Here is a 21,647-nt window from a genome sequence, read left to right on the forward strand (position 1 = left end):
CGATGAATGTTCTGAATCTGGAAATTTTTTTCCGTTCAAGCCTCAAGCATCCCGCGCTCAGGTAGCGTGGTGAGATAGCCCGGTTGGTTGCACCGTGAGCTGCTTCGGACTTGGTAAGTAGATAGACCTTCTTGGCCGGAGAGCGTGGAATTTATGGCGGACGCATTGCGAGTTATTCCCCAAGACGAGCATCTTGTCCCGTACTGTTTTTCACTTCTTATTGTGGATGACGAGCCCGAGACCCGCAGTTCCTGCCAGGAAGCTGCGAAATCGGAGGGCTTCCTGGTATCTACCGTGGACAGCGCCGCCGCCCTCCAGCGGCAGTTAGCTGCGCGGCCCGTGGACGTTATCCTGCTGGACCTCCGGCTGGTGGGAGCCAATGGCGTTGATCTGCTGGCCAAAATCAAGGAGCAGTATCCGGACACAGAAGTGATCGTGGCCAGCGCGAACGCCACGGTCCCCGCCGTCCTGGGCGCCTTAAAGAGCGGCGCTTTCGATTACCTGCCCAAACCTTTCAACATTGAAGAGTTCAAGCTGCTGTTGCAGCGCGTGGCCGCCCGGCTGCAGGACTCGCTGGAAGAGCGCTCGACGCGGGAAAAGCTGGTGAGCAACCCGGGCTATGCCGGACTGGTGGGCCAGTCCGCGGAGATGCAGAAGCTGTATCGCATCATTGCCAAGGTGGCTTCCAGCCGGCATGCGGTCCTGGTGCTGGGGGAAAGCGGGACCGGCCGAGAACGAGTGGCCCGTGCCATCCATGCCGAAGGGCCCGCCCGCGAACGGCCGTTTGTGGCGGTGGATTGTTCCGCTCCTCCAGCCATGGTCGAAAGCGAGCTGTTTGGTTACGTCAAGGGCGTTTTTGGCGGGGCCAAGCCCAGGAGCGGAGTGCTCTCGCTGGCCAGCGGCGGCACCGTGTTTCTGGACGAGGTAGGCGAGTTGCCTCTGGATCTGCAAGGAAAGTTCATGCGCGTGCTGCAGGAAAAAGAGATTCGCCAGCCCGCTGGCGCCAGGCCGGTGCCGGTTGACGTCCGCGTAATTGCCTCCACCCATCGCGATCTGGACCTCTACGCGCAGCAGGGTCTGTTCCGCCGTGACTTGTTCTTCCGCCTCAACGTGGTAAGTCTGCGGCTGCCTCCTCTGCGCGAACGCAAAGACGACATCCGCCTTCTGGCCGACCATGTACTGCAACAGATCTCCATGGCCAAGGGCACGCCGTATTCGCTCAGCCCGGAAGCCATGAAAGCCCTCACGAAATACGACTGGCCGGGCAACGTGCGTGAACTGGAAAACTGTTTGGAACGCGCCACCGCCATGAGTGCGGGCAGCGTGGTGGGCGTAACCGACCTTCCAGCGCAAGTCCAGGCAGCCGGACAGCCCGCAAGAATCAACGGCGGCGCGGCGGACCGCAGCCTGATTGTTCCCCTGGCCGAAATGGAAAAACATGCCATCCTGGACACGCTGGAACGGCTGAACGGCGACAAGCTGATGACCGCACGGCTCCTGGGGATCGGCAAAACCACACTGTACCGCAAGCTCAAAGAATACGGCATTGGCGAAGCCTGATTCGCGATCGCTCGATAAGCGGCCACGCCGTGAACAAGTGAACTTCGTCCGCCGCTACCCCGCGCCATCCGCGCGAGTTCGCAGCAACTGAATCTGGAGAGCGGTTGTCCCCTGGTGCGCTCCACGTTTGCTGCGGGGCGCCCTTGCGCGCTCCTGCGCAACCATTTAGATTGATTGGTTTGACATAGAAATGAGTTGACGTGAGAACGCTCGGAGGAGACTGATGGCTATCAATATCATGCCCAAGAAGAACGGGCCATACATCGTAACTGGAGACTTGAACGAATTGGAGCTGAAGGATGCCGATGGCAACAAATATGACCTCACCGGTAAAGCAGCGGTTGCTCTGTGCCGCTGCGGCGCATCGGTCAACAAGCCTTTCTGTGATGGCCAGCATTCCAAGATCGGGTTCCAGGCGGCGGAGAGTGCGGTGAAGGCCGGCGGCTAAGCTGAAGAATCTTCAGACGCGCACATTCCGCAATCCTTTTTGAACGAGGAGCCACACCGGCTCCTCGTTTTATTTTTGTGGGTTACCAAAGGCTCTAGACGATGCGCATCTGGCCCGCTGGCGAAGTCAGGGTAGGCTATACAGACGCAATACACCCTGCAACGCTCTGGTAAATCGGGGGATTCCCATGCACATCGCCGGCCACAATGTTCCTGTTGCGGGACTGGTGAATTTCATTCCGGTGCTGGCAACGATCGTCACCACGATTTTGAGCATTGTGCTGGCGCGGGCCACGCTTCGCTACGCGCATGCCGCGGACCGCACCCTGGAACTGGCCCACGAACAGTTTGAGCGCGAGTGGGCGCCTGAGCTGCACCTGCGGATGGAGCGGACGGCCGCGACTGACGCGCGTCTGGTGATCACCAACCTGGCCAAGACTTCCGTCCTGCTGCAACTGGTGCAGTTGCGCAGCACCGACCACGCGCTCCCCTTCGAGAAGCAGTATCTCAACGAACCCCTGGTTGGCGGCACAGCCTGGACCCATCCCATAGGCGAGCGCCTGCTGCACCTGACCGGCGACAACTTCCAGGGGACCGTCGCCGCCTCCGCCAGCTTCTACTGCTCCGGACGGCTGTTCCGCACCGACTGGTTCCGCTTTAAGGTGGAAGTCCGCAATGGCCGCATAGACCGGATCGCCGCTGTCACCCTGCCGGCCCACCGCGTTCGTGTCCTGGAGCCGCACCACGTCCGCCGCTTCCGCAAACAGCCGCTGGTGAAAGACGTGGCCAAGGAAGTGGTGGATACCACCAAGGTCCACAGCTAGCGTCTATCGCCCACTCTTACCTTCGTTTGACTTCGCATTTGACTTCCTGGGCATGAAGCAACAGCGCAAAGCGGAATCGCTTACCGTGAGCGCGCTCCATTCAGGAAGTTTTCGCGTGGGCTGCCGGCCTACGGGCGAGTATGCGGGCCCGTAGGAGCCCATCAGCATCAGTATCGGCACGGCCATGGCCATCAGCGGAGCCGCCGCCAGTCCCAACATTGGCTACCACTCCTCTCCCGTCCTTACCATGGCCATGACCTTCTTCAACGCCCGTATGGGATGGTGGCTGCCCAATCCCGGCGATGCTGGCTGCGAAGTGTGGCAGCAAAAAGGCCCGCGTTTTTCTCTTTAGCCTCTGATGAATGAAGGTCTAGGCCGCACTTCAGACCAGCATCGCTGGGTGTATGTTTCCGATGGCGGACACTTTGAAAATCTTGGCCTCTACGAGATGGTGATGCGCCGCTGCAAACGCATCATTGTGGTGGATGGTTCGGCCGACCCTGGGTTCAATTTGGATGACCTGGGAGGCGCCATGCGCAAAATCCAGATTGATCTGGGCATCCCAATCGAGTTCCGGCCCCTGGCTTCCTTCAAGCCGCGGCCAGATAAGTCAGACCGGCACTGGTTCCTGGGCAAGGTCCAATACAGCGCGGTGGACGGCACGGCTGTGGAAGACGGACAACTTATCTACATCAAGGCTTCTCTCACCGGCGACGAGCCGGAGGATGTCACCCAATACGCCAAGACGCACTCCGATTTCCCGCACGAAAGCACAGCAAACCAGTTCTTTGATGAGTCGCAGTTTCAAGGCTACGTGCGTCTGGGGGAACACGTCGTGGAGAGAATGGTGAAGGACACGATCGGAGCAAATCTGCTCCGGCCGGTGAGCACGGAAGAACTCTTCAACGCCGCCGGAGGCAAGCAAGGAAACCCATGACAACGCCAGGGGATTGCTTCGGCGGGTGAATTAGTGGATGGTCTTCATCTTGCGCGACATGTAATCCATCAGCAGGTACTGGCCCAGGTTCTGCGGCGTGGTGAAGTAAGCTTTGCCGCGGCACATCTCCGTGACTTTCTGCACGAACTGGATCAGCCCGTAGTCAGAAGCCAGCATGAAGGTGTTGATCATGATGCCGGCACGCTTGCAGCGCGAAACTTCTTCCAGCGTCTGGCTGACCACCAGCGGGTCCAGCCCAAAAGCATTCTTGTAAATGCGGCCGTCTTCCAGCGTCAAGGCTGAGGGCTTGCCGTCCGTGATCATGATGATCTGCTTCATGTCTTTCTTCTGGCGTTGCAGGATGCGCTGCGCCAGGCGCAGGCCTTCACGGGTGTTGGTGTAATAGGGCCCAACCTTCACCCGCGCCAGTTGCGAGATGGGCATCTCTTCCGCCGAGTCGTGGAACAGCACCAGGGACAGCGAGTCGCCGGAATACTGCGTGCGAATCAAGTGTCCCAGCGCCATGGCGACTTTTTTCGCCGGGGTGAAGCGGTCTTCGCCGTAGAGAATCATGCTGTGCGAGCAATCCAGCATGACCACAGTTGCGCAGGACGACTGGTATTCGCACTGGTGCACGCGCAGGTCCGAATACTCGATGTTCAGCGGCAAATGCAGGCCTTCGCGCTGGATGGCCGAAGACAGCGTCTCGGTGATGTCCAGGTTGATGGTGTCACCGAACTCATATTGCTTGGACGCCCCGCTGGCTTCAATGCCGGTGGCCAGGTCGCGCGTGTCATGGCGGCCAAAGCTGGAGCGCCCCAGCGAGCCCAGCAGGTCGCGCAGGGTCTTGAAGCCCAGGAAGTCCAGGCTCTTGTCAGTGATTTCAAATTTCACTTGCGACTCGCCGTCGCCAGTATCGCCGGGTGTGTTGGCCGGCCGCGAGGGGTCGGAAGGCTGGTCCACCGAGATGTAATCTTCCTGCTGCATACGCTGGATGATTTTTTCGATCAGCTCGTCCAGCGTTCCGTCCATCTGCATTTGCTCGATGCGTTCGCGGGTGGCTTCGTCCAGGAAGTCGCCGGCCTCCAGCGCCTGCTGGATGGCCTGGCGCAAAGCGTCGAGCGAATGCTCGTCCATCTGCTGAAAATACATGTACTGGTTTTGGAAGCCGGACTCCAGCAGGTAGTCGGACAGGGAGTTGAGCAGGTCTTCCATGCTCATCTCGTCCGCCAGGTCGGCGACGTATTTGGAATATTTCGTGTACTTCATATTCAGCAATTAGCAATTAGAAAAAGCAGATTCCTCGGCCTGCGGCCTCGGAATGACAATTTGACTAATGCGGTTTTCGATTTTCTCTCGGTGTTCCTCTGTGTCCTCTGTGGTAAAGCTCTTAGTTATAGGGACGCCGGCTCCGGAATGGCGGCGGCTCGTCCTCACTGCGCTCAATGGGCCGCTCGGCGCGCTTGGGCTGTTTCTCCGCCTGGAAGACGCGCTCTTCTGAGCGTCCGATGCGGCGATGCGCGTGCAAGCCTTCCAGCACAAACTCCGCGGCGGACACCACCACCTCCGGCCGGTCTTTGGACTTAATGCCCACCGGTGACAGCTTTTCCGTTAGCCCCTGGATGTTACGCAAGCCTTCCAGGACTTCCTGTGCGGTGGCCGTGTCGGACAACTTGATTTCGCCACCCAGCTCGAACCACTGGACCACTTGCTGCAAATTCAAGTCCTTAAAATACGTGTCGTAGGTCTTGGCCACGGCCACGCGGATTAGCTCGCGGGCCACGTGGTCGGCGCCCTTCATCTCGCCTTCGTACTCAAGTTCCAGCTTGCCGGTGATAGATGGCAGAGCGGCGTAGATATCGCCGATGCGCGGAACGATGACTTTTTCGCCGCCGCGCAAGGCCCGGCGCTCGGCGTTGGAAATCACGTTCTCCAGTACGCTGATGGGCAGGCGCTGGCTCACGCCGGAGCGCTTGTCAATCTTCTTATCTTCGCGCGCCAGGAAAGCCACGCGCTCAATCACTTCGCGGACGTACTTGGGAACATGGAGTTCCAGGCCGTCGCGGCGCGCCCAGGCTTCCTGCTCGGTGATGCTGATGCCTTCTTCCAAAGAACTGGGATAGTGCGTGCGAATCTCCGACCCCAGGCGGTCTTTGAGCGGCGTGACGATCTTGCCGCGCGCCGTGTAGTCCTCAGGGTTGGCGCTGAAGACCAGCGCCACGTCGAGCGGCAGCCGCAGCGGGTAGCCTTTGATCTGCACGTCGCCTTCCTGCATGATGTTGAACAGGCCGACTTGAATTTTGCCCGCCAGATCCGGCAGCTCGTTGATGGCGAAAATGCCGCGGTTGGCGCGAGGCAGCAGCCCGTAGTGGACGGTGAACTCGCTGGCCAGATCATGCCCGCCGCGCGCGGCCTTGATGGGATCAATATCGCCGATCAGGTCCGCAATGGTCACGTCCGGCGTGGCCAGCTTCTCCACGTAACGGTCATCAGGAGAGAGCCAGGCGATCGGAGTTTTATCGCCTTGTTCGGCGATCAGCATGCGGCAGCGTTTGCAGATGGGCTGATAGGGGTTGTCATGAATCTCACAGCCGGCGATGTACGGCATGTGCGGGTCTAGAAGTCCGGTGAGGGCGCGCAGGATGCGGCTCTTGGCCTGGCCGCGCAGTCCGAGCAGAATGAAATTATGACGCGAGAGGATGGCGTTCACCAGTTGCGGGACCACCGTATCTTCGTAGCCGATGACGCCGGGAAAAATTGTCTCACCGGAACGCAGCCGGGCGATCAGGTTCTCGCGGAGTTCGTCTTTGGTCTTGCGCGTGCGGAGTCTTTGTTCGGAAAATTCACTTTTCCTGAGCTCGCCTAACGTCGGAGGAAGGTTCATGCGGGGCCCTCTGCCGGAGATTATACGCCGTCCGCTTAACTGACGTGGCCGTTGCCGCTGGCCTTCTCGCGCGTGCGCACGGTTTTTTCCACTTTGGGGATGGTGACGCGGTAGTACTCAATCAAGGTCTCAACCCGCTCTGGCTCCGACTTCATCTCCAGCATGGACTGCTTGAAGTCCAGGTCCACCGGCAGCGAGTTCACCAGTTGGAAAGACAGCAGCGGCTTGGTCAGGTCCAGCTCAAAATCCTGCTCCATGGTGTCAAACAGCTGCTGATGCAACTGCACGGCGGTTTCCTGGTCGGCTTTGGGCGCCTGCGCGGGCTCGTCGTCGTCAAAATAAGTGACTTCCGCCTGCAGGAATTCGCGATCGTGGTTCAGTTGCGCGATGGAAAAGCGCTGCGTGCCTTCGGCGGCGATGTCCATCCGGCCGTCGTCATAGCGCTTGGTCACGCTGAGGATGACCGCGGTGCAGCCGACTTCGGCCACGGCGCTTTCCTTGGCCCGCGCAATCCCGAACGGCTTTTTCTGCGCGATGCACTCGGCGATCATCTCCTTGTAGCGCGGCTCAAAGATGTGCAGGGGAAGAGGCGCGCCGGGAAACAGCACCAGGTCCAGGGGGAATAGGGGGAGCAGGTTCACCCGGATATTTTACAACCTGACCACCCGGAGTACGGCGCGGAACGGGAAGCACCAAACTGCAGTACGGAATCGGGTGATCGGGTGATCGCCGTGATCGGGTGATTCAAAGCCACGCAAAATAGCGGCAGGCTGATTCGACATGGAAACTCGGTCTGCGCTTCTCGAGCAGGGTGTCTTGACTTACGCAATCCCAGCCACTACAAACTTGAGCCATGAAACTTCAAGGCAAAGTGGCGGTGATTACTGGCGCGTCCATGGGAATTGGCGAGGCCATCGCAAAACTGTTTCTGCAGGAAGGCGCCAAGCTGGTGCTGTGCGCGCGCGATCTGGCGCGGATGGAAGCCGCCGTCCCGCGCATCGGCGGGACACAGGAGAACACACTGTGCCTGAGCTGTGACGTCAGCCAGCGCAGCCAGGTGGATGTCATGGTCCATGCGGCTCTCAGGAGATTTGGGAAGATTGACATCCTGGTGAACAACGCCGGCTTCGGGCTGAACGATTCGGTGGAGAAAATGGACATGGGCCGGTTCCGCGAGATGTTCGAGACAAATTTGTTCGGCACGGTTGAGTGCATGCAGGCGGTAATCCCCGCGATGCGCCAGCACGGTGGAGGAGACATTGTGAACATTTCGTCGGTCTCCGGACACATTGCCACGCCGTACATGGGCGGTTACGCCGCCACCAAGCACGCCATGCAGGCCATCGGGATGGCGTCGCGCATGGAGCTGAAGCGCCACAACATCAACGTGGTCACGGTGTGCCCCGGCTACATCGCCACCGACTTCAGCAAGAACATGATCAAGGGCAGCCAGCCGGAGCGCGTGGGCGCGTCCGCAAGGATCGGAGTCGGTCCGGAGGTGGTGGCCCGCGACACGCTCAAAGCCGTCCTCAAGCGCAAACGCCAGGCCTTGACACCGTGGTTCTACTGGATCTTCGTCAAGCTGTACCAGAACGCGCCGGGCCTGGTGGAAGGCCGGATCAGAAAGTCGTTGAGACCGACGGCGCAGGTGATTGCGGAAGCAAAGAAGAGCAGCTAGCAAATAGCAATTGGCAATTGGCCAAAAGCCAAAAGCCAAAAGCCAAAAGCCAAAAGCCAAAAGCCAAAAGCCAAAAGCCAAAAGCCAAAAGCCAAAAGCCAAAAGCCAAAAGCCAAAAGCCAAAAGCCAAATCTCCATTGGACTCGGGTGCACTGGTATTGAATTCTGGCTAATTGCTAGTTGCCAATTGCTAATTGCTGATTTCTTCCAGCATCCCCGCCATCTCAGACAACGCATGTTTGTTCCCGGTGCGTTTGGCGGCTTCCACGCCGTTCTCCAGCATCTTTTTGGCGTCGGCGGTGCGGCCGGCTTTCCCCAGCGTTTGCGCGGCCATGAAGTAGCCGTTGGTGTAGTCAGGATGGAGCTGCAGGAGCTTAGCGAACTGTTCGAGCGCGGAGTCGGTCTGGCCGGCCTTGGCATACTCCATGGCCAGGCCGTAGCGGGCGAAGGCGTCGCCTGGGTTTTGTTCCAGGAACGCGGTGAGCATCTGCAAGCGATTGGGTTCAGTCATAGCTATAAAAAAATTCTACACAATTCGCCGTCGCTGTCACATAAGATGGGCTGGCTGTGGCTTGTCCTTTTTTCTATCCCACCGAAAAGACCTATGCCGTTGGATGGCCGTTTCCCGCGCGGTTGCCGCTGGGCGCAGGCTTCTGCGGGACGTGCCGCGCCGCGAAGGAAGAAGTTACTCCGTCAGACGCTGAGCTGCGGGACTTCTGCAATTTGGGCTACGCCGGCGGGTGTTCGCGACTGCCCGCCGATCGCCCCGCCGACTGCGTGCGATTTGCGGTTGCGAAGGATGACGGTCGGCGAATCTCGCTGCAATACGCCTGTGAGCGCGACCACGAGCCCGTGGAGCACGGCGTAGTGGAGTTTGACTGCGAAGCGCAGCGATGGGTCGCGAAACTGGAAGACGAGTGCTTGCAGCGGCAGAGCGAGGTCTATCTGGGCACGTACCTGGAACGCCGGCCACGAAAAACCTAGCCGCTGATTTCGCAGATAAATGCTGATCCGGCCGCTCCGATCACCCGATCACACTCGATGACCCGATAACCCGATCCATTCCAGCCCTTCCCGTATAATTGAAGCTTACCTATGGCACACGGACACTCACATGGAGGGCCGCCGCAGACGGGACCGTTCCCGCTGCCCGGCGTCAGCAGCATCATTGCGGTTGGATCGGGCAAAGGCGGCGTGGGTAAAACCACGGTCGCGGTCAACCTGGCGGTGGCGCTGGCCAAGATGGGCTTTCGCACCGGCCTGCTGGACGCCGACGTGTACGGCCCCAATGTCCCGCTGATGATGAACACCAGCCTGCAGCCGCGCGTGATCGGCGAAAACCGCATTGAGCCGCTGCAGAACTTTGGCGTCAAGGTGATCTCGGTGGGCCTGCTCAACCCCGGCGACAAGCCGCTGGTATGGCGCGGGCCCATGCTCCATTCCATCATCCGCCAGTTTCTGCAGCAGGTGGTGTGGGGCGAACTGGACTACCTGGTCGTGGACCTGCCTCCGGGGACCGGTGACGTGGTGATCTCGCTCTTCCAGACCGTCCCGCTGACCGGCGCGGTGGTGGTGTCCACGCCGTCGGACGTGTCGCTGCAGGACGCCCGCAAGGCCATTGAGATGTTCCGTACCGCCCGCGTGGACCTGCTGGGAATCGTCGAAAACATGAGCAATTTCCTGTGCCCGCATTGCCACCAGGAGATCGACATTTTCTCCAAAGGCGGCGTGGCGCGGACAGCAACCCAATTCGGCGTGCCCTTCCTGGGGACCATCGCGCTCGATCCCGACATCCGCAAAGGCGGCGACAGCGGCAAACCCGCGGTGCTGGAAGAAAACACACCGTATGCCAAGTCTCTGTTTGAGTTTGCGCAACAAGTGGTGCAGCGCGTAGCCGAGGTCAAAAAGAACGCTCCGGGCGACGTACTGCAAGTGCATTAAGAGCAGCACTTAGCCATTAGTACTTAGCCGTTAGCTTGTGCTTCCTGGCCGCACAGATTTTGGTGCTTCTCGGCTTCCTTTCACATGGGAAGGGGGTCTGGGAAGAGCGTCAAGCAAACACCAAACTGCGTGCACAGCCTTGGGCGATAGGCTCGTGGCGAAGTCCTGGGCCACTTTGGTGTCTCAACTTTCGGGTCCTCCTGCGGCAGGCGAATTGTCGGCCAACCTGTGGCATAATCAAGCCATACTCCTTGGCGCGACCGCCATTTGTTGTTGAGGCCGCAGATGCGAAATCGCAAAAGCCCTCTCGCTTACTATCGCGCGCTTGGCTTGCAGCCCGGCGCTTCCGCCCAAGACCTGCGCCGCGCGTATCTTCATCTGGTCAAACTGTGGCATCCCGACCGCTTTCAGCAGTACGCGCGGAAGCAGGCACATGCCCAGGAAAAGCTGAAGGAGATCAATGAGGCATACACATTTCTGAAGGACTACAGGCCGGGCGAAGCCGATCTGTACTGGCAGCAAAGGCCGTATCCCAGTGGAGCCACGGCGCAATGGCGTGAGTACCAGCGCCGCAGGGAGTATCGCCCTCCCGTCGCTGATCCCTATGAAGGCAATTACCAGTACCGTCCGGTGGGGGAGTCTCGCGGGAACAAGTTCGCGTTGGTGTGGGTATTGATTGTGGTTGCCAACCTTGCCACCTTTACGACCCGTTCCAGCAGCCACAAACCCCCTCCGCCACCGCCGCCTAGCGCGAATGTTTCCCAGGTGATTCCGTTGGAGAGCAGCCTTGGCCGGTCGGCTGTTGACGTCACGCTGGGTGGCACTGCGGCGCAAGCCACAGTCACGGCGCCGCAGCAGCCCGAGTATTTTTCCGTGGGATCCAGCAAGGCGGACGTCTATCGCATACAGGGCGTGCCGGATTGGTCCAGCGAGAAAGAATGGCGCTATGGGCAATCCCGTGTCTATTTCCGAAACGGAGTGGTGGAGCGCTGGCAGAATATGGCCAAGTCGCCCCTGAAAATCATGGCGGCGTCGCCAAAGGACTAAGGGAACTCCACGGTCGTATGCTCGGCGATGGCTCTCCACCACCCTGATGGCAAAGGGGCTGAGTTCAATGGCTAAGAGTGCTGTTTATTGGCACTGCAGGTTGCGATAAAGAGACCAAACTGAGCGCATCCAACAAAGTGCTACGCGGTATGTTTCCGAATTCTTCCGCTTGTAATTAGACCATACGTAAAGGCCGCAGCTGACCGACAGGCGAATTCAGTCCATTCGGGTGCTCGCTTATAGCCGACAATGTCGCTGACGCCACGGATGGCAAGTACACGCGTACTGCCGTCCCCACCGTAGCGGGCTGCGAGATAGACGCCTCCGAGCTCCATTTCTACTCCAACTGCATGACGCGCCGCTACCCGCCATTGACGGGCAAGGTCTGCATTCTTGACCAGAGTATTGCCAGAGATCATTGGAGCCGCCTTGAAAATAGGGTCGCGAATGGGCCCGTTCGGCGGAAAATGTGCGCGGAGTGAGCTCTTGACTTTTGCTCGCCATTCTTTGGGACCATAGATCTTTGTAGCTTTGACAGGCACCTGCTCAACCGGTTTCTTGGCACCAATGTTTTGTGGACTGTTCCAATCGCCAAGTTCCTTTTTCAGCGCCTTTAGATGGGTAAGTAGTTTTTCGACTTCCAGGTGTACTGCCCCTCCTTGCTGCTGATGTTCAAAAGTCCCACCTTCAAGCGCTGCTGAAACAGCAAAATCATGTACCCGGCTAGAAAGCAGCACATCTCCCAAGGAGTATTCGGTATCAGGAAATCCGCCTGCTATTCCCACTAAAAAAATCCACACTGGTGCGAAGTCAGTGATCATGTCGTTCGCAACAGCGCTCGCAGGTCCTTGCCCCTGCTCTGGACAACGAGCGATCGCGATCCCTAATTGCTCACTCCTCCTGGTCTTGATCTCCGCATACTCATAGAGCCGGTTCTTTCCCTCAGCATGCCTGCGAGACGGAAAGCGATCAAGCATGTGATCAAACTCATCTTCACGGACAGTGACAATTCCGATGTCGATCTGACCTTTGAGAGCCGTGGCATCTAGATCGGCTTCCGAGTTCGCCTGCAGGGACTTCATTGCGGCGATCATCTTGTCAATCGCCACCTTGATCTCGGCATTTAGAGACTTCGCCAGTATCGCCATACATTTGGCGCAGAACGCCCCTGATTCCAGTGACTTCTTTAGGTCGGGCTTATTGCCCTTGAAATCGAAGAAACAGCCACGTGCTTCGCTGTGGGACTTTAAGCTAGGACAAACGAAACTTAACGCGTACCGGATGAAATAATAAGAGAGATATGAGCGATAGGAGTCAGCAAAGCGCTGGTGATCATGCAGAGTGACGACTGCAAGACCGTCGGACGCCTCATGGGAGCCAAACAGGTTTCCATATTTATCAGATTCAAGTCTTCCGTTCAGAACGGCCAGGAGAAAAGGGCGGCTCCCTTTGGCGTTGCTGCGATAGTCTTTCAAGAACTCAAAAACCTTACTGGTGTGATAGTTTTCCTGAACAAAAACCAGACCCTCATTCCTTAGTCGCTCCGGGGGAAGCGCAAAATGGAATTCCTTTTGGGTCACATTGAGCGCTTGTGCGACTTCCGCGATCTTGGAATTGGAATTATCCCCTACGCTGAGGATCTCTATGTGATAAGGCATATTGTGCCGCTCCGTGTTAGTAACTCACAACGATCAATTGCGGGTCATCGTCGCTTATGGGTTCACCGCTGTCGGCATCCTCTACTCTAACTCCGTACTTATACGTTCCAGGCTCAGTGGGTATGAGCGGACCGATCGCGCCTTCATGATCCCTAGTTTCTCTGGGGTTAATTCCCGCGGCTTTAAGTTCCTTTGCCAATACATTTCGTCGGGCCGCCGCCGAACCGATATGTGTGTTCATGGTAGTGACGGGGAGATAGAACCTGTCCGGACGGTGACCTTGCAGGTTGAATGGCGTTCCGTGCTCGAAGTATACGGTCCAACGAAGCCGTTTGACAGCCGATAAACGGCAAAGCAAGAGCCAGAACAACGGCGTGTTCACTGTAATGCGGCAAGGGTCAGGCAAAACGAACCACCTGCCATCTTCGAATTCCACACGGATGTCCATCTCTAGACTTTCTCTGGCGAACGCATGATCTTACGCTGGTTCTTTGATCAGCTGCGACAAAATTGCCTGAGATCGGATGTCATTGGGGGAATAATCGCAATGCCTTTAGCACTCTCCCCTTCCAAGTGCTATCTTGACAACAACCCACTAATATTCCACAATCTAATCAAGTAGGAACGCATCAGCTTCATGCAAATATAAGAAAATAAGTAGGTTAGCAGTAGAGACATGCCGAACCCAGGTCAAATTGGCCATCGCGAACGCGAGATTCTGACGGCCATCGTTGAAACCTATATATCAACGGGTGAACCGGTGGGCTCGCGCACGCTGTCCCGCCAGAACCGGGACGGGCTGAGTCCAGCCACCATCCGCAACGTCATGGCCGACCTGGCGGACTCGGGATTTCTGGAGCAGCCGCATACTTCGGCGGGCCGCGTGCCAACGGCGCAGGCGTATCGCTATTACGTGGACCAGTTGTCCGGCCAAACGCTGATTTCCCCGGCCGACCAGAACCTGATTTCCGAAAACCTGCAAGGTACGGTGGACATACAGCAGTTCCTGGAGCGGACGTCGCACGTGCTGTCCTTGGTTTCCAGCGGCGTGGGAGTGGCCATCGCCACAACCGGACCGCGCAATGCGCTGGACCACGTTTATTTTTCCCGGCAGGGGACGCAGAAAGTCCTGGCGGTGGTGGTGACCAATTCCGGCGTGGTGCGCGACCGCATGATGCGCCTGGAGCGCGATCTGCCGCAGACTGACCTGGACACCGCGGCCAATTACATCAACGAAAACTTCCGCGGATGGACGGTGGACAAGGTGAAAGCCGAGCTGGCGCGCCGCATCGCCCAGGAGCGCAGCGAATATGACCGCCTGATGCAGAGCCTGAAGGAACTGACCAAGAGCGGCGCTCTCACGGAGGAAGAACCTTCACGCAACGTTTTTGTGGAAGGCGTGGCCAACCTGGTGGCCAAAGACGAGGACCGCGAGCACCTGCGCGAACTGCTGAAGACCCTGGAAGAGAAAGAGCGCGTGGCTGAACTGCTGGGGGCGTATCTGGATACGCGGCAGGAGGCGGTGCGGGTGGTGATCGGGCTGGAAGAGGCCGTACCGGAGATGCGCAACTTTGTCCTGATTGGCGCGCCGGCGAGGGTGGGAGAAGAGATGCGCGGGTCGCTGGCGGTGATCGGACCAACGCGCATGGACTACCAGCACACCATCACCGCGGTCTCCTACATCGCGCAGCTTTTTGACAAGCTGCTGAATGAGAACGTGTGAAAAAGATTCCAATCAGAAAACCAGGTTCAAGCGAAATGAGCACGTCTAAGGGACAAGCAGAAATGCCCGTCACGGAACGAGCGAAGGAAAAGCTGGAGCAAGAACCTCCAGCCGCAGATCTTTCTGCTGCGGAACTTCTTCCCGCCGATCCGGCTGACGGGTTTGACGAGAAATCAGGCAGGACCGGCGGCGGGCCAGTTGCGGTGGAGCCTCGCGCGGCCGATTCGGAAGTGGAAAGACTGCGGGCGGAGCGCGACGCGCTGTTGGACCGGCTGGCGCGGCTTCAAGCCGAGTTCGATAACTATCGCAAACGCGCGGCCAGAGAGAGCGCGGACTTCCGCGAATACGCCGTCTCTGACGCGGCGCGCGCCATCCTTCCGGTGATTGACAGTTTTGGTCTGGCCATCAAGAACGCTGACGCCCATCCGGAGGACTTCCGCAAAGGCGTGGAGCTGATCTACAAGCAGATGCAGGACGTTCTGCAGAAGCTGAACGTGCAGCGCGTTCCCGCGCAAGGCGAACCGTTTGATCCGCGGGTGCACGATGCCATTGAAATCGTGGAGAGCAACGAAGTGCCTGACCATCACGTGCTGGAAGAGTTGCAGCCGGGCTATCGCATCAAAGACCGCTTGCTGCGTCCGGCCATGGTGCGGGTGGCGAAAAGCAAATAGTCTTGTCGCTTCGCTCCACACCGCCGGCGGTGGTAACTTCCAGCAAGGATTATTTTGCGTCGGAAGCAGCGCAGTTCGCCGCGCAAGCCGGGCCCGCTGCGCGGTTGAAGCAGAAGGTGGGGCCCTTGTGTGGTCGAAGGAGAACTCTATGGCCGAGCTGCCCGATTATTACTCTGACCTGGGGGTAAAGCCCGAGGCCAGCCCGCAGGAGATTGAGAAGACCTACATCCGGCGGGTGAACGAACTCCGCGCTTCAGAAGTGGAAGACGCGCCGGAAGAGCTGGCAGAAGTGGAAGCGGCCTATGCATTCCTGCGCGATCCGGCGAAACGCGCGGAATACGACGCGAAGCTTCGGCAAGAAGACGACGAGTGGGACAAGAAGAACCCCGACATGGCTGAGTACTTGAAGAACCAGAGCCACCGCAGCAAGAGGGTGCGGCGGTCGGGCAGCTGGCTGAGCGTTATTTGGGACCTGCTGGATCTGTTCAAGTAGATCCATCATCAAATTTGGAGATCGAGAGACGGCTTTTGGCGGCACCAGCAAAACGCGACTACTACGAAATCTTGGGCGTCAGCCGCACGGCCAGCGACCAGGAGATCAGCAAGGCGTTTCAGGAATTGGCGATGCAGTACAACGCAAGCGGAAAGCCGGCCAACATAGAGGCCGTGGAGCAGCTAAGGGAGATCGCCAGGGCGTATCGCGTGTTGAGCGATCCGAAGCAGCGTCCGCGCTACGATCAGTTTGGAGTGAGCGGAGTCATCCCTGCGGAAGCCCAGAGCGGATACGACGTGGAGGAATTGGAGCGCTGGGCGTCACGCTCGGCGACAGCCTGGTACGGACGTAAGGCGCTGCAGGAAGTGGATCCTTGGATCATAGAAATACTGACTCAAATCTTGGATTGAGGACGATTTGGCGACACAAGCAAAACGCGATTATTACGAAATTCTGGGCGTCAGCCGCACGGCCAGCGACCAGGAGATCAAAAGCTCATACCGCAAGCTGGCCATGCAGTTCCATCCGGACCGCAATCCCGAGGACGCTGGAGCGGAAGAGAAGTTTAAGGAATGCACGGAAGCTTACAGCGTGCTGATTGACGGCGAGAAGCGCCAGCGCTATGACCAGTTCGGCCATGCCGGCGTGAATGGCGGCAGCGGCGGGTTCAGCGGGTTTGATCCTGCCAACTTTACCGACTTCAGCGACATCTTCGGCGATCTGCTGGGCGATTTTTTTGGCGTGAACATGGGCGGCGGGCGTCGCGGACGGGCGCAGCGTGGCGGTGACGCGCGCGCCGACCTCACGCTGACTTTTGAAGAAGCCGCCTTCGGCAAGAAGACCCAGGTCAAAGTCCGCCGCTATGAAATGTGCGAGCACTGCCGTGGCACCGGTTCGGCGGGAAAGGGACCGTCCGTCTGCGCCACATGCGGAGGCCGCGGGCAGGTCCGCTACCAGCAGGGGATCTTCAGCGTGGCGCGCGCGTGTCCGGCGTGCCACGGACAAGGCCGGGTCATTACTGATCCTTGCACCAAGTGCAAGGGCGAGACGCGCGTGATGCGCGAGCACACGGTGGACGTGGCCGTACCGGCGGGCGTGGAAGACGGCATGCGCATACGCTATCCCGGGCAGGGCGACTCCGGTCCTGGGGGCTCGCTGTCCGGCGATCTCTACGTGGTCTTGCAGGTGAAACCGCATGCGACGTTCGAGCGCGACGGCCAGGACTTGCACTGCTCCGTGCCGATTTCATTTGCGCAGGCTGCGCTGGGAACGGAGATCATGATTCCCCTCCTGAGCGGAGAGCACAAGCTCAAGGTTCCCGAAGGGACGCAGTCCGGCACGGTGTTCCGCCTCCGCGGCAAAGGCCTGCCGGCGGTGCAGAGTCCGGGCAAGGGAGACCTTTTCGTGAGGATCCGGATACAGACTCCCGCCAAGCTGACCAAACGCCAGCGCGAACTGCTGGAAGAGCTGGGCCATAGCTTCTCCGTGGACAACAAACCTGAACCGCGCAGCTTGCTGGAAAAGATGAAAGAGATCTTTGGATAAGCGGCCAATGCTCATCAAGTCCCCTGTGATCGCTTCCTAATGACCCGCCGCCGCTGGATTGCCGACCGCGTGGCGGGTGACCGCGCCTACCTGCTGGGCGACAATGCTGACCATCTGTTTCGCGTGCTGCGCGTGAAGGCCGGCCAGGAGTTTGAGATTGCGGCCGAGGGCGCGCTGCGGATGGGGAAAGTGGCTTCTGCGTCGGCGGAGCAGGTGGAGTTTGAGCTGGGCGCAGCGATTACCCCGGCCGCGCTTCCTGACATCACCGTTTATCTTTCCATTTTCAAATTCGACCGCATGGAGTGGGCGCTGGAGAAGCTCACCGAACTGGGCGTGGCCAGGATTGTGCCGGTGATCGCGCGGCGCACGGAGCTTCACTTTGCCAAGTCCGCCGAGAAGCGCGTGGAGCGCTGGCGTAAGATCGCGCGCGAAGCGGCGCAGCAGTCGCGACGGGTGGCCGCGCCGGAGATAGCCGATCCGGTTGCGTTGAAGAAAGCCGTGGCGGGCGCCCAAGGTTGCCGCGTCGTGCTGTCGGAGATGGAAGACAGCGTGTCTCTCAAAGCCGCGCTGGCCGGAGCCAAGCCGCCTTTGTCGCTGGCCTTTGGCCCGGAAGGCGGCTGGACGGGAGAAGAGCTGGCTTTGTTCCGCGAGGGCGGATGGAAGTCTGCGTCGCTGGGCGATACAATTCTGCGCGCCGAGACGGCGGCGATAGCAGCGGTGGCGGTGGCCTTCGCGGAACTAGACTAGAATCCACCACGGAGACACGGAGGCACGGAGGAAGGCGTACGGAATGATTGGTTTGATTGTGCTAAGTCTGTTTGGTGTGGTCGGTGCTGGTGGCCTCTGGCTTGTCCACAGAACGACGGGCAGGCCATACCGCGACATGGTTGCACTCCTGCTTGGTGGGGTAGTGCTAGTGATCATCGCTTTGCCCGTGGTTCTTCTGTTCTACTCGTACGGCCCATTGCCGGTAGCACAACAGTGGCTTGTGCATGAGGTCCAGACATTCATATTCCTAGCTTTCGCAATTCTGGCTTGCTGGGTTCTCAACCGCTGGGGCAAGCGTGGATCGCGACCCGGCGGACGAGGCCGGCATAAACGTTCCCACTTCACATCTTAGCGCCCTCCTATCACCCGAGCCGGCTTTGAGATCATTGGGATCCCTCCCCTTCGCTACGCTCAGGGTTTCGGGCCTGCGGTCCTGAAGCAGGAACGCTTCGGGATAAGAGAAACGCACTTCGCCTTCTTTTCGTGCATAATAGCTTCACACGACCGTGGCATCCGATTTCGTCACCAATCCGAAACAGCGCGAGGCTATTGAGCACGTCGACGGCCCCATGCTGGTGCTGGCCGGCGCGGGCACGGGCAAGACCACGGTGCTGGTGGAACGCATTGCCTGGCTGATTGAGCAGGGGCACGCCCGGCCGGATGAAATCCTGGCGATTACTTTCACGGAGAATGCCGCTGCCGAACTGAAGACCCGGGTGGAACGGCGTCTGCATCGTCGCGCACCCATTGCCGCCGGGACGTTCCACGCTTACTGCTACTCCATCCTGCAGCGCAGCCGCCAGGACTTCTTTGTACTGACGCCGGAAGACGTGTACGTGTTTCTCCGGCAGAGAATCGGCCAGCTTGGGTTGGAGCGCTTCATACGGCCTGCCGACGTAGGCCAGTTTCTGGAAGACCTGCGCAACTTCTTTGATCGTTGCCATGAAGAGCTGATCGGGCCGGAAGATTTCCAGAAGTATGTGGACTCACTGCACCCCGGCCCGGGCCTGCCGCGCAACTGCCGTTCCAAGGACGTGGAGCAACTGGGCGACGAGGAGATTCTGGCGCGCTGGCGGGAGATCGCGCGCGTGTACACCAACTCGTTACGTCTGCTGCAGGAAGAAAACCTGGGCACATTCGGCATGATGATCAGCCGGGCGGTGGGGCTACTGCAATCGAATGCATCGCTGCTCGAAGAGGAGCGGCGGCGCGCCCGGTTCATCCTGATTGACGAGTTTCAAGACTGCAATTCCAGCAACGTTACGCTGGCGGAGCTGCTGGGTGGCGAGCCGCAGAATATTTTTGCCGTCGGCGACCCCGACCAGGCCATCTACCGCTTTCGCGGGGCGTCCAGCGCGGCGTTTGAAGAATTTCAGCGGCGCTTTCCCCAGACCCGGAGCGTCATCCTGGATGAGAACCAGCGCTCGCGCGGCAACGTTCTGAGCGTGGCTTACTCCGCCATCCATCCCAATCCGGCGGTTCGTCCGCTGGGAGCGAATGTGCGCTTTGAGCGCAAGGTGCTGGAATCCGGGCGCGACCGCCGCGAAAGGGAACAGGGCCGCCTGGTGTTTGATGAACCGGTGGAAGTAGTGCTCGGCCCGTCCGACGCTCACGAAGCGGCGGACATCGCCGAGGAAATCGCCCAACTGCACGCGGGCAAACGCGACAAGGAACAGCTTAGCCTGGCCGTGCTGTACCGTTCGCACGTGAACCGCGCCAAGATCATCGAAGAGCTGGCCAGCCGGGAGATTCCGTTCATCGTGAAGGGAATCGGCGTACTTGAGACGCCGGTGGCGCGTGATTTGATGGCGGTGGTCCGGGCGGTGACTAATGACCGCGATGCCGACAGCGTGTTCCGCGTATGCGCCTTGCCGCAATTTGCGGTCTCGCCCGACGAACTGCGGGCCAAGCTGGCCGCCGCCCCTCGCGACAAGACTTTCAAGAGCGTGCTGCAGGAGATGGAATCGGGCAGGCGGGTGCTGGCTGCGCTGCAGGCGGCGCGGGAGTTCGTTGGATCGCAGGAACTCAACGCCGCGGGCGCGTTCGAATACCTGGCGCAACAATTTGGCTTCCCCAAAGGCGATCCGGCAGTCAAGGCCCTGCAGCGCTTCGCCAACGACTGGGTGAACAAGCCGTTCGTCCGCAGCAAGTCGCTGAACCACTTTCTGGAATATATGGACCTGTTCCAGCAAGGCGGGGGCGTGATCCAGTTGCTGAGCGAAGATGAACTGGCGCAGGCGGAAGAAGAAAATCCTGACGCGGTACGCCTGATGACCGTGCATGCCGCCAAGGGCCTGGAGTTCACGCACGTCTGGCTGTTGCGCGTGATCTCTCCGGGCTTTCCCGTCAACTACAAGGAACCGTTGTTTGAATTTCCTCCGGCGCTGCGCAGCTCCATTGTTCTGGGCGACAGCAAAGAAGTGAACGAGCAGGAAGAGCGCCGCCTGTTCTACGTGGCGATTACCCGAGCGCGCGACCGTCTGGCGATCCATTCCCGGCACGGTCGAGGGAAAGACACCTCGCCGCCGGGATTTCTGCGCCCGATGCTGCAAGCGCGATCGCTCACGGCGCTGCGGAGCCGCGATGCCCGCCGGCCCCCACAGGAAACGCCGCGCGCTCGCTGGGAAATTTCCCCGGCCACGGCTTGGATGCTTTTGCCACCGGCCTTCAAGGCGGAAGAAATGTCACTGAGCGCCAACGCTGTGGGCAGCTACTCCACCTGTCCCCTGAAGTTCAAGCTGGAGCGCGATTGGAAAATCCCAGGGGAAGCCGCGGTGAACATGCAGTACGGCAGCGCCATCCACACCGTGCTGCGGCAATATTATGATCCAGCGCCGCATGCTCCGCAGATGTCGGTAGAGGACGTGCTGGCTTCCTTCAAGAAGGAATTCGACAAAGCGGTGGTCGGCGATCCGGTGCAGCGCGAGCTTTACGAAAAACTGGGACAGGAGCAGCTGCGCACCTTGCTGGCTTCGCGCCCCAAGGGTTCCGTTGACGTGATTGCCGCCGAAGAAAAATTTGAATTTATGCTGGGCCGGCAAAAGGTTGTAGGACGCATGGACCGCGTGGACCGTGTGGAAGGCAACACGGTCCGGGTGATTGATTACAAGACGGGGTCGCCCAAGAACCGGCGCTTCGCCGACGAGAGCCTGCAACTCTCCGTCTACGCCATGGGCGCGCGCGCGCTGGGCTACACGCCGAAGGAGCTGGTGCTGCTGAACCTGCAGGGCAACGAAGAAGTGGTCACCACGCGAACGCCGGCGGCGCTGCAGAAGGCGCAAGACAAGATTCAGGACGTGGCGGAGGGAATCGCCCAAGGAAAGTTTGATCCGACTCCGGGGCAGCATTGCATCTGGTGCGACTACTGGAAGCTGTGTCCGGCGACCGAGCAGCGCGTATTCATTCCGGCGGAGACGCTGACGGCGGAACGCGAGACCATGACGGCGGGAGTGAAAGGATGACGGTCGCGGA

At 59.4% G+C, this 21,647-nt stretch carries 21 protein-coding genes; 16 read left to right on the forward strand and 5 right to left on the reverse strand.

Going from position 1 to position 21,647, the window contains the following annotated elements:
• Nucleotides 1-153 precede the first annotated feature (153 nt).
• From LAO20_07775 to LAO20_07795, 5 genes are all read left to right on the forward strand, one after another.
• On the forward strand, nucleotides 154-1,560 hold the full coding sequence (locus LAO20_07775; protein MBZ5531313.1) for a sigma-54 dependent transcriptional regulator: 1,407 nt from the start codon (nucleotides 154-156) through the stop codon (nucleotides 1,558-1,560).
• A gap of 223 nt (nucleotides 1,561-1,783) precedes the next feature.
• Nucleotides 1,784-2,008, forward strand: a complete 225-nt coding sequence (locus tag LAO20_07780; protein MBZ5531314.1) for a CDGSH iron-sulfur domain-containing protein — start codon at nucleotides 1,784-1,786, stop codon at nucleotides 2,006-2,008.
• A gap of 187 nt (nucleotides 2,009-2,195) precedes the next feature.
• A complete protein-coding gene (locus LAO20_07785; protein MBZ5531315.1) occupies nucleotides 2,196-2,831 on the forward strand; it encodes a hypothetical protein in 636 nt (211 codons plus the stop codon).
• A 184-nt stretch (nucleotides 2,832-3,015) separates the two neighbouring features.
• Nucleotides 3,016-3,183, forward strand: coding sequence for a hypothetical protein (locus LAO20_07790; GenBank protein ID MBZ5531316.1), 168 nt, complete (start codon nucleotides 3,016-3,018; stop codon nucleotides 3,181-3,183).
• A gap of 6 nt (nucleotides 3,184-3,189) precedes the next feature.
• The gene (locus tag LAO20_07795; GenBank protein ID MBZ5531317.1) at nucleotides 3,190-3,768 is read left to right on the forward strand and encodes a hypothetical protein; all 579 of its coding nucleotides are present in this window, start codon (nucleotides 3,190-3,192) and stop codon (nucleotides 3,766-3,768) included.
• A gap of 30 nt (nucleotides 3,769-3,798) precedes the next feature.
• Here LAO20_07795 and LAO20_07800 read toward each other — a convergent pair whose 3' ends face one another.
• The 3 genes from LAO20_07800 to LAO20_07810 form a co-directional block, all read right to left on the reverse strand.
• Nucleotides 3,799-5,037 (reverse strand): hypothetical protein, encoded by a 1,239-nt coding sequence (locus tag LAO20_07800; protein ID MBZ5531318.1) that lies wholly within the window; start codon nucleotides 5,035-5,037, stop codon nucleotides 3,799-3,801.
• A 121-nt stretch (nucleotides 5,038-5,158) separates the two neighbouring features.
• Complete coding sequence (locus LAO20_07805; protein ID MBZ5531319.1) at nucleotides 5,159-6,652, reverse strand: magnesium chelatase; 1,494 nt, start codon at nucleotides 6,650-6,652, stop codon at nucleotides 5,159-5,161.
• A gap of 35 nt (nucleotides 6,653-6,687) precedes the next feature.
• Nucleotides 6,688-7,287: an LON peptidase substrate-binding domain-containing protein gene (locus LAO20_07810; protein ID MBZ5531320.1), complete on the reverse strand. Its 600-nt coding sequence runs from the start codon at nucleotides 7,285-7,287 to the stop codon at nucleotides 6,688-6,690.
• A 218-nt stretch (nucleotides 7,288-7,505) separates the two neighbouring features.
• On the opposite strand from LAO20_07810, the gene LAO20_07815 reads away from it, so the two are divergent.
• Nucleotides 7,506-8,330 (forward strand): SDR family NAD(P)-dependent oxidoreductase, encoded by an 825-nt coding sequence (locus LAO20_07815; protein MBZ5531321.1) that lies wholly within the window; start codon nucleotides 7,506-7,508, stop codon nucleotides 8,328-8,330.
• Nucleotides 8,331-8,520: 190 nt separating this feature from the next.
• Here the strand turns inward: LAO20_07815 and LAO20_07820 are convergent, their stop codons facing one another.
• Nucleotides 8,521-8,841, reverse strand: coding sequence for a tetratricopeptide repeat protein (locus tag LAO20_07820; protein ID MBZ5531322.1), 321 nt, complete (start codon nucleotides 8,839-8,841; stop codon nucleotides 8,521-8,523).
• A 56-nt stretch (nucleotides 8,842-8,897) separates the two neighbouring features.
• Here LAO20_07820 and LAO20_07825 point away from each other — a divergent pair, with 56 nt between their 5' ends.
• From LAO20_07825 to LAO20_07835, 3 genes are all read left to right on the forward strand, one after another.
• Nucleotides 8,898-9,314 (forward strand): hypothetical protein, encoded by a 417-nt coding sequence (locus LAO20_07825; protein ID MBZ5531323.1) that lies wholly within the window; start codon nucleotides 8,898-8,900, stop codon nucleotides 9,312-9,314.
• A gap of 111 nt (nucleotides 9,315-9,425) precedes the next feature.
• Nucleotides 9,426-10,271: an Mrp/NBP35 family ATP-binding protein gene (locus LAO20_07830; protein ID MBZ5531324.1), complete on the forward strand. Its 846-nt coding sequence runs from the start codon at nucleotides 9,426-9,428 to the stop codon at nucleotides 10,269-10,271.
• Nucleotides 10,272-10,556: 285 nt separating this feature from the next.
• Nucleotides 10,557-11,318 carry a J domain-containing protein gene (locus LAO20_07835; GenBank protein MBZ5531325.1) on the forward strand — a complete coding sequence of 254 codons (762 nt, stop codon included), beginning with the start codon at nucleotides 10,557-10,559 and terminating at the stop codon, nucleotides 11,316-11,318.
• 140 nt (nucleotides 11,319-11,458) lie between these two features.
• Here LAO20_07835 and LAO20_07840 read toward each other — a convergent pair whose 3' ends face one another.
• Nucleotides 11,459-12,976, reverse strand: a complete 1,518-nt coding sequence (locus LAO20_07840) for a hypothetical protein (GenBank protein ID MBZ5531326.1) — start codon at nucleotides 12,974-12,976, stop codon at nucleotides 11,459-11,461.
• A gap of 676 nt (nucleotides 12,977-13,652) precedes the next feature.
• Between LAO20_07840 and hrcA the strand changes: the two genes are divergently transcribed.
• From hrcA to LAO20_07875, 7 genes are all read left to right on the forward strand, one after another.
• The gene (hrcA, locus tag LAO20_07845) at nucleotides 13,653-14,699 is read left to right on the forward strand and encodes a heat-inducible transcriptional repressor HrcA (GenBank protein MBZ5531327.1); all 1,047 of its coding nucleotides are present in this window, start codon (nucleotides 13,653-13,655) and stop codon (nucleotides 14,697-14,699) included.
• 35 nt (nucleotides 14,700-14,734) lie between these two features.
• Nucleotides 14,735-15,370 carry a nucleotide exchange factor GrpE gene (locus LAO20_07850; GenBank protein MBZ5531328.1) on the forward strand — a complete coding sequence of 212 codons (636 nt, stop codon included), beginning with the start codon at nucleotides 14,735-14,737 and terminating at the stop codon, nucleotides 15,368-15,370.
• 148 nt (nucleotides 15,371-15,518) lie between these two features.
• Nucleotides 15,519-15,863, forward strand: coding sequence for a DnaJ domain-containing protein (locus LAO20_07855; GenBank protein MBZ5531329.1), 345 nt, complete (start codon nucleotides 15,519-15,521; stop codon nucleotides 15,861-15,863).
• Nucleotides 15,864-15,898: 35 nt separating this feature from the next.
• Nucleotides 15,899-16,273, forward strand: a complete 375-nt coding sequence (locus LAO20_07860; protein MBZ5531330.1) for a DnaJ domain-containing protein — start codon at nucleotides 15,899-15,901, stop codon at nucleotides 16,271-16,273.
• 7 nt (nucleotides 16,274-16,280) lie between these two features.
• The gene (gene dnaJ, locus LAO20_07865; protein ID MBZ5531331.1) at nucleotides 16,281-17,408 is read left to right on the forward strand and encodes a molecular chaperone DnaJ; all 1,128 of its coding nucleotides are present in this window, start codon (nucleotides 16,281-16,283) and stop codon (nucleotides 17,406-17,408) included.
• A 39-nt stretch (nucleotides 17,409-17,447) separates the two neighbouring features.
• Nucleotides 17,448-18,155: a 16S rRNA (uracil(1498)-N(3))-methyltransferase gene (locus tag LAO20_07870; protein ID MBZ5531332.1), complete on the forward strand. Its 708-nt coding sequence runs from the start codon at nucleotides 17,448-17,450 to the stop codon at nucleotides 18,153-18,155.
• Between the two features lie 527 nt (nucleotides 18,156-18,682).
• Nucleotides 18,683-21,637, forward strand: a complete 2,955-nt coding sequence (locus LAO20_07875; GenBank protein ID MBZ5531333.1) for an ATP-dependent helicase — start codon at nucleotides 18,683-18,685, stop codon at nucleotides 21,635-21,637.
• Nucleotides 21,638-21,647: the final 10 nt, after the last annotated feature.

It is taken from the genome of Terriglobia bacterium, from assembly GCA_020072815.1.
In the GTDB taxonomy this organism is placed as follows: Bacteria; Acidobacteriota; Terriglobia; order Terriglobales; family Acidobacteriaceae; genus Angelobacter.

Excerpts from the sequence above, each read along its gene's own strand:
- LAO20_07795 (MBZ5531317.1), top strand. The coding sequence starts at position 3,190 with ATGAATGAAGGTCTAGGCCGCACTTCAGACCAGCATCGCTGGGTGTAT.
- LAO20_07780 (MBZ5531314.1), top strand. The coding sequence starts at position 1,784 with ATGGCTATCAATATCATGCCCAAGAAGAACGGGCCATACATCGTAACT.
- LAO20_07850 (MBZ5531328.1), top strand. The coding sequence starts at position 14,735 with ATGAGCACGTCTAAGGGACAAGCAGAAATGCCCGTCACGGAACGAGCG.
- LAO20_07820 (MBZ5531322.1), bottom strand. The coding sequence starts at position 8,841 with ATGACTGAACCCAATCGCTTGCAGATGCTCACCGCGTTCCTGGAACAA.
- LAO20_07815 (MBZ5531321.1), top strand. The coding sequence starts at position 7,506 with ATGAAACTTCAAGGCAAAGTGGCGGTGATTACTGGCGCGTCCATGGGA.
- LAO20_07830 (MBZ5531324.1), top strand. The coding sequence starts at position 9,426 with ATGGCACACGGACACTCACATGGAGGGCCGCCGCAGACGGGACCGTTC.
- LAO20_07775 (MBZ5531313.1), top strand. The coding sequence starts at position 154 with ATGGCGGACGCATTGCGAGTTATTCCCCAAGACGAGCATCTTGTCCCG.
- LAO20_07790 (MBZ5531316.1), top strand. The coding sequence starts at position 3,016 with ATGGCCATCAGCGGAGCCGCCGCCAGTCCCAACATTGGCTACCACTCC.
- hrcA (MBZ5531327.1), top strand. The coding sequence starts at position 13,653 with ATGCCGAACCCAGGTCAAATTGGCCATCGCGAACGCGAGATTCTGACG.
- LAO20_07800 (MBZ5531318.1), bottom strand. The coding sequence starts at position 5,037 with ATGAAGTACACGAAATATTCCAAATACGTCGCCGACCTGGCGGACGAG.
- LAO20_07805 (MBZ5531319.1), bottom strand. The coding sequence starts at position 6,652 with ATGAACCTTCCTCCGACGTTAGGCGAGCTCAGGAAAAGTGAATTTTCC.
- LAO20_07870 (MBZ5531332.1), top strand. The coding sequence starts at position 17,448 with ATGACCCGCCGCCGCTGGATTGCCGACCGCGTGGCGGGTGACCGCGCC.
- LAO20_07785 (MBZ5531315.1), top strand. The coding sequence starts at position 2,196 with ATGCACATCGCCGGCCACAATGTTCCTGTTGCGGGACTGGTGAATTTC.
- LAO20_07835 (MBZ5531325.1), top strand. The coding sequence starts at position 10,557 with ATGCGAAATCGCAAAAGCCCTCTCGCTTACTATCGCGCGCTTGGCTTG.
- LAO20_07840 (MBZ5531326.1), bottom strand. The coding sequence starts at position 12,976 with ATGCCTTATCACATAGAGATCCTCAGCGTAGGGGATAATTCCAATTCC.
- LAO20_07855 (MBZ5531329.1), top strand. The coding sequence starts at position 15,519 with ATGGCCGAGCTGCCCGATTATTACTCTGACCTGGGGGTAAAGCCCGAG.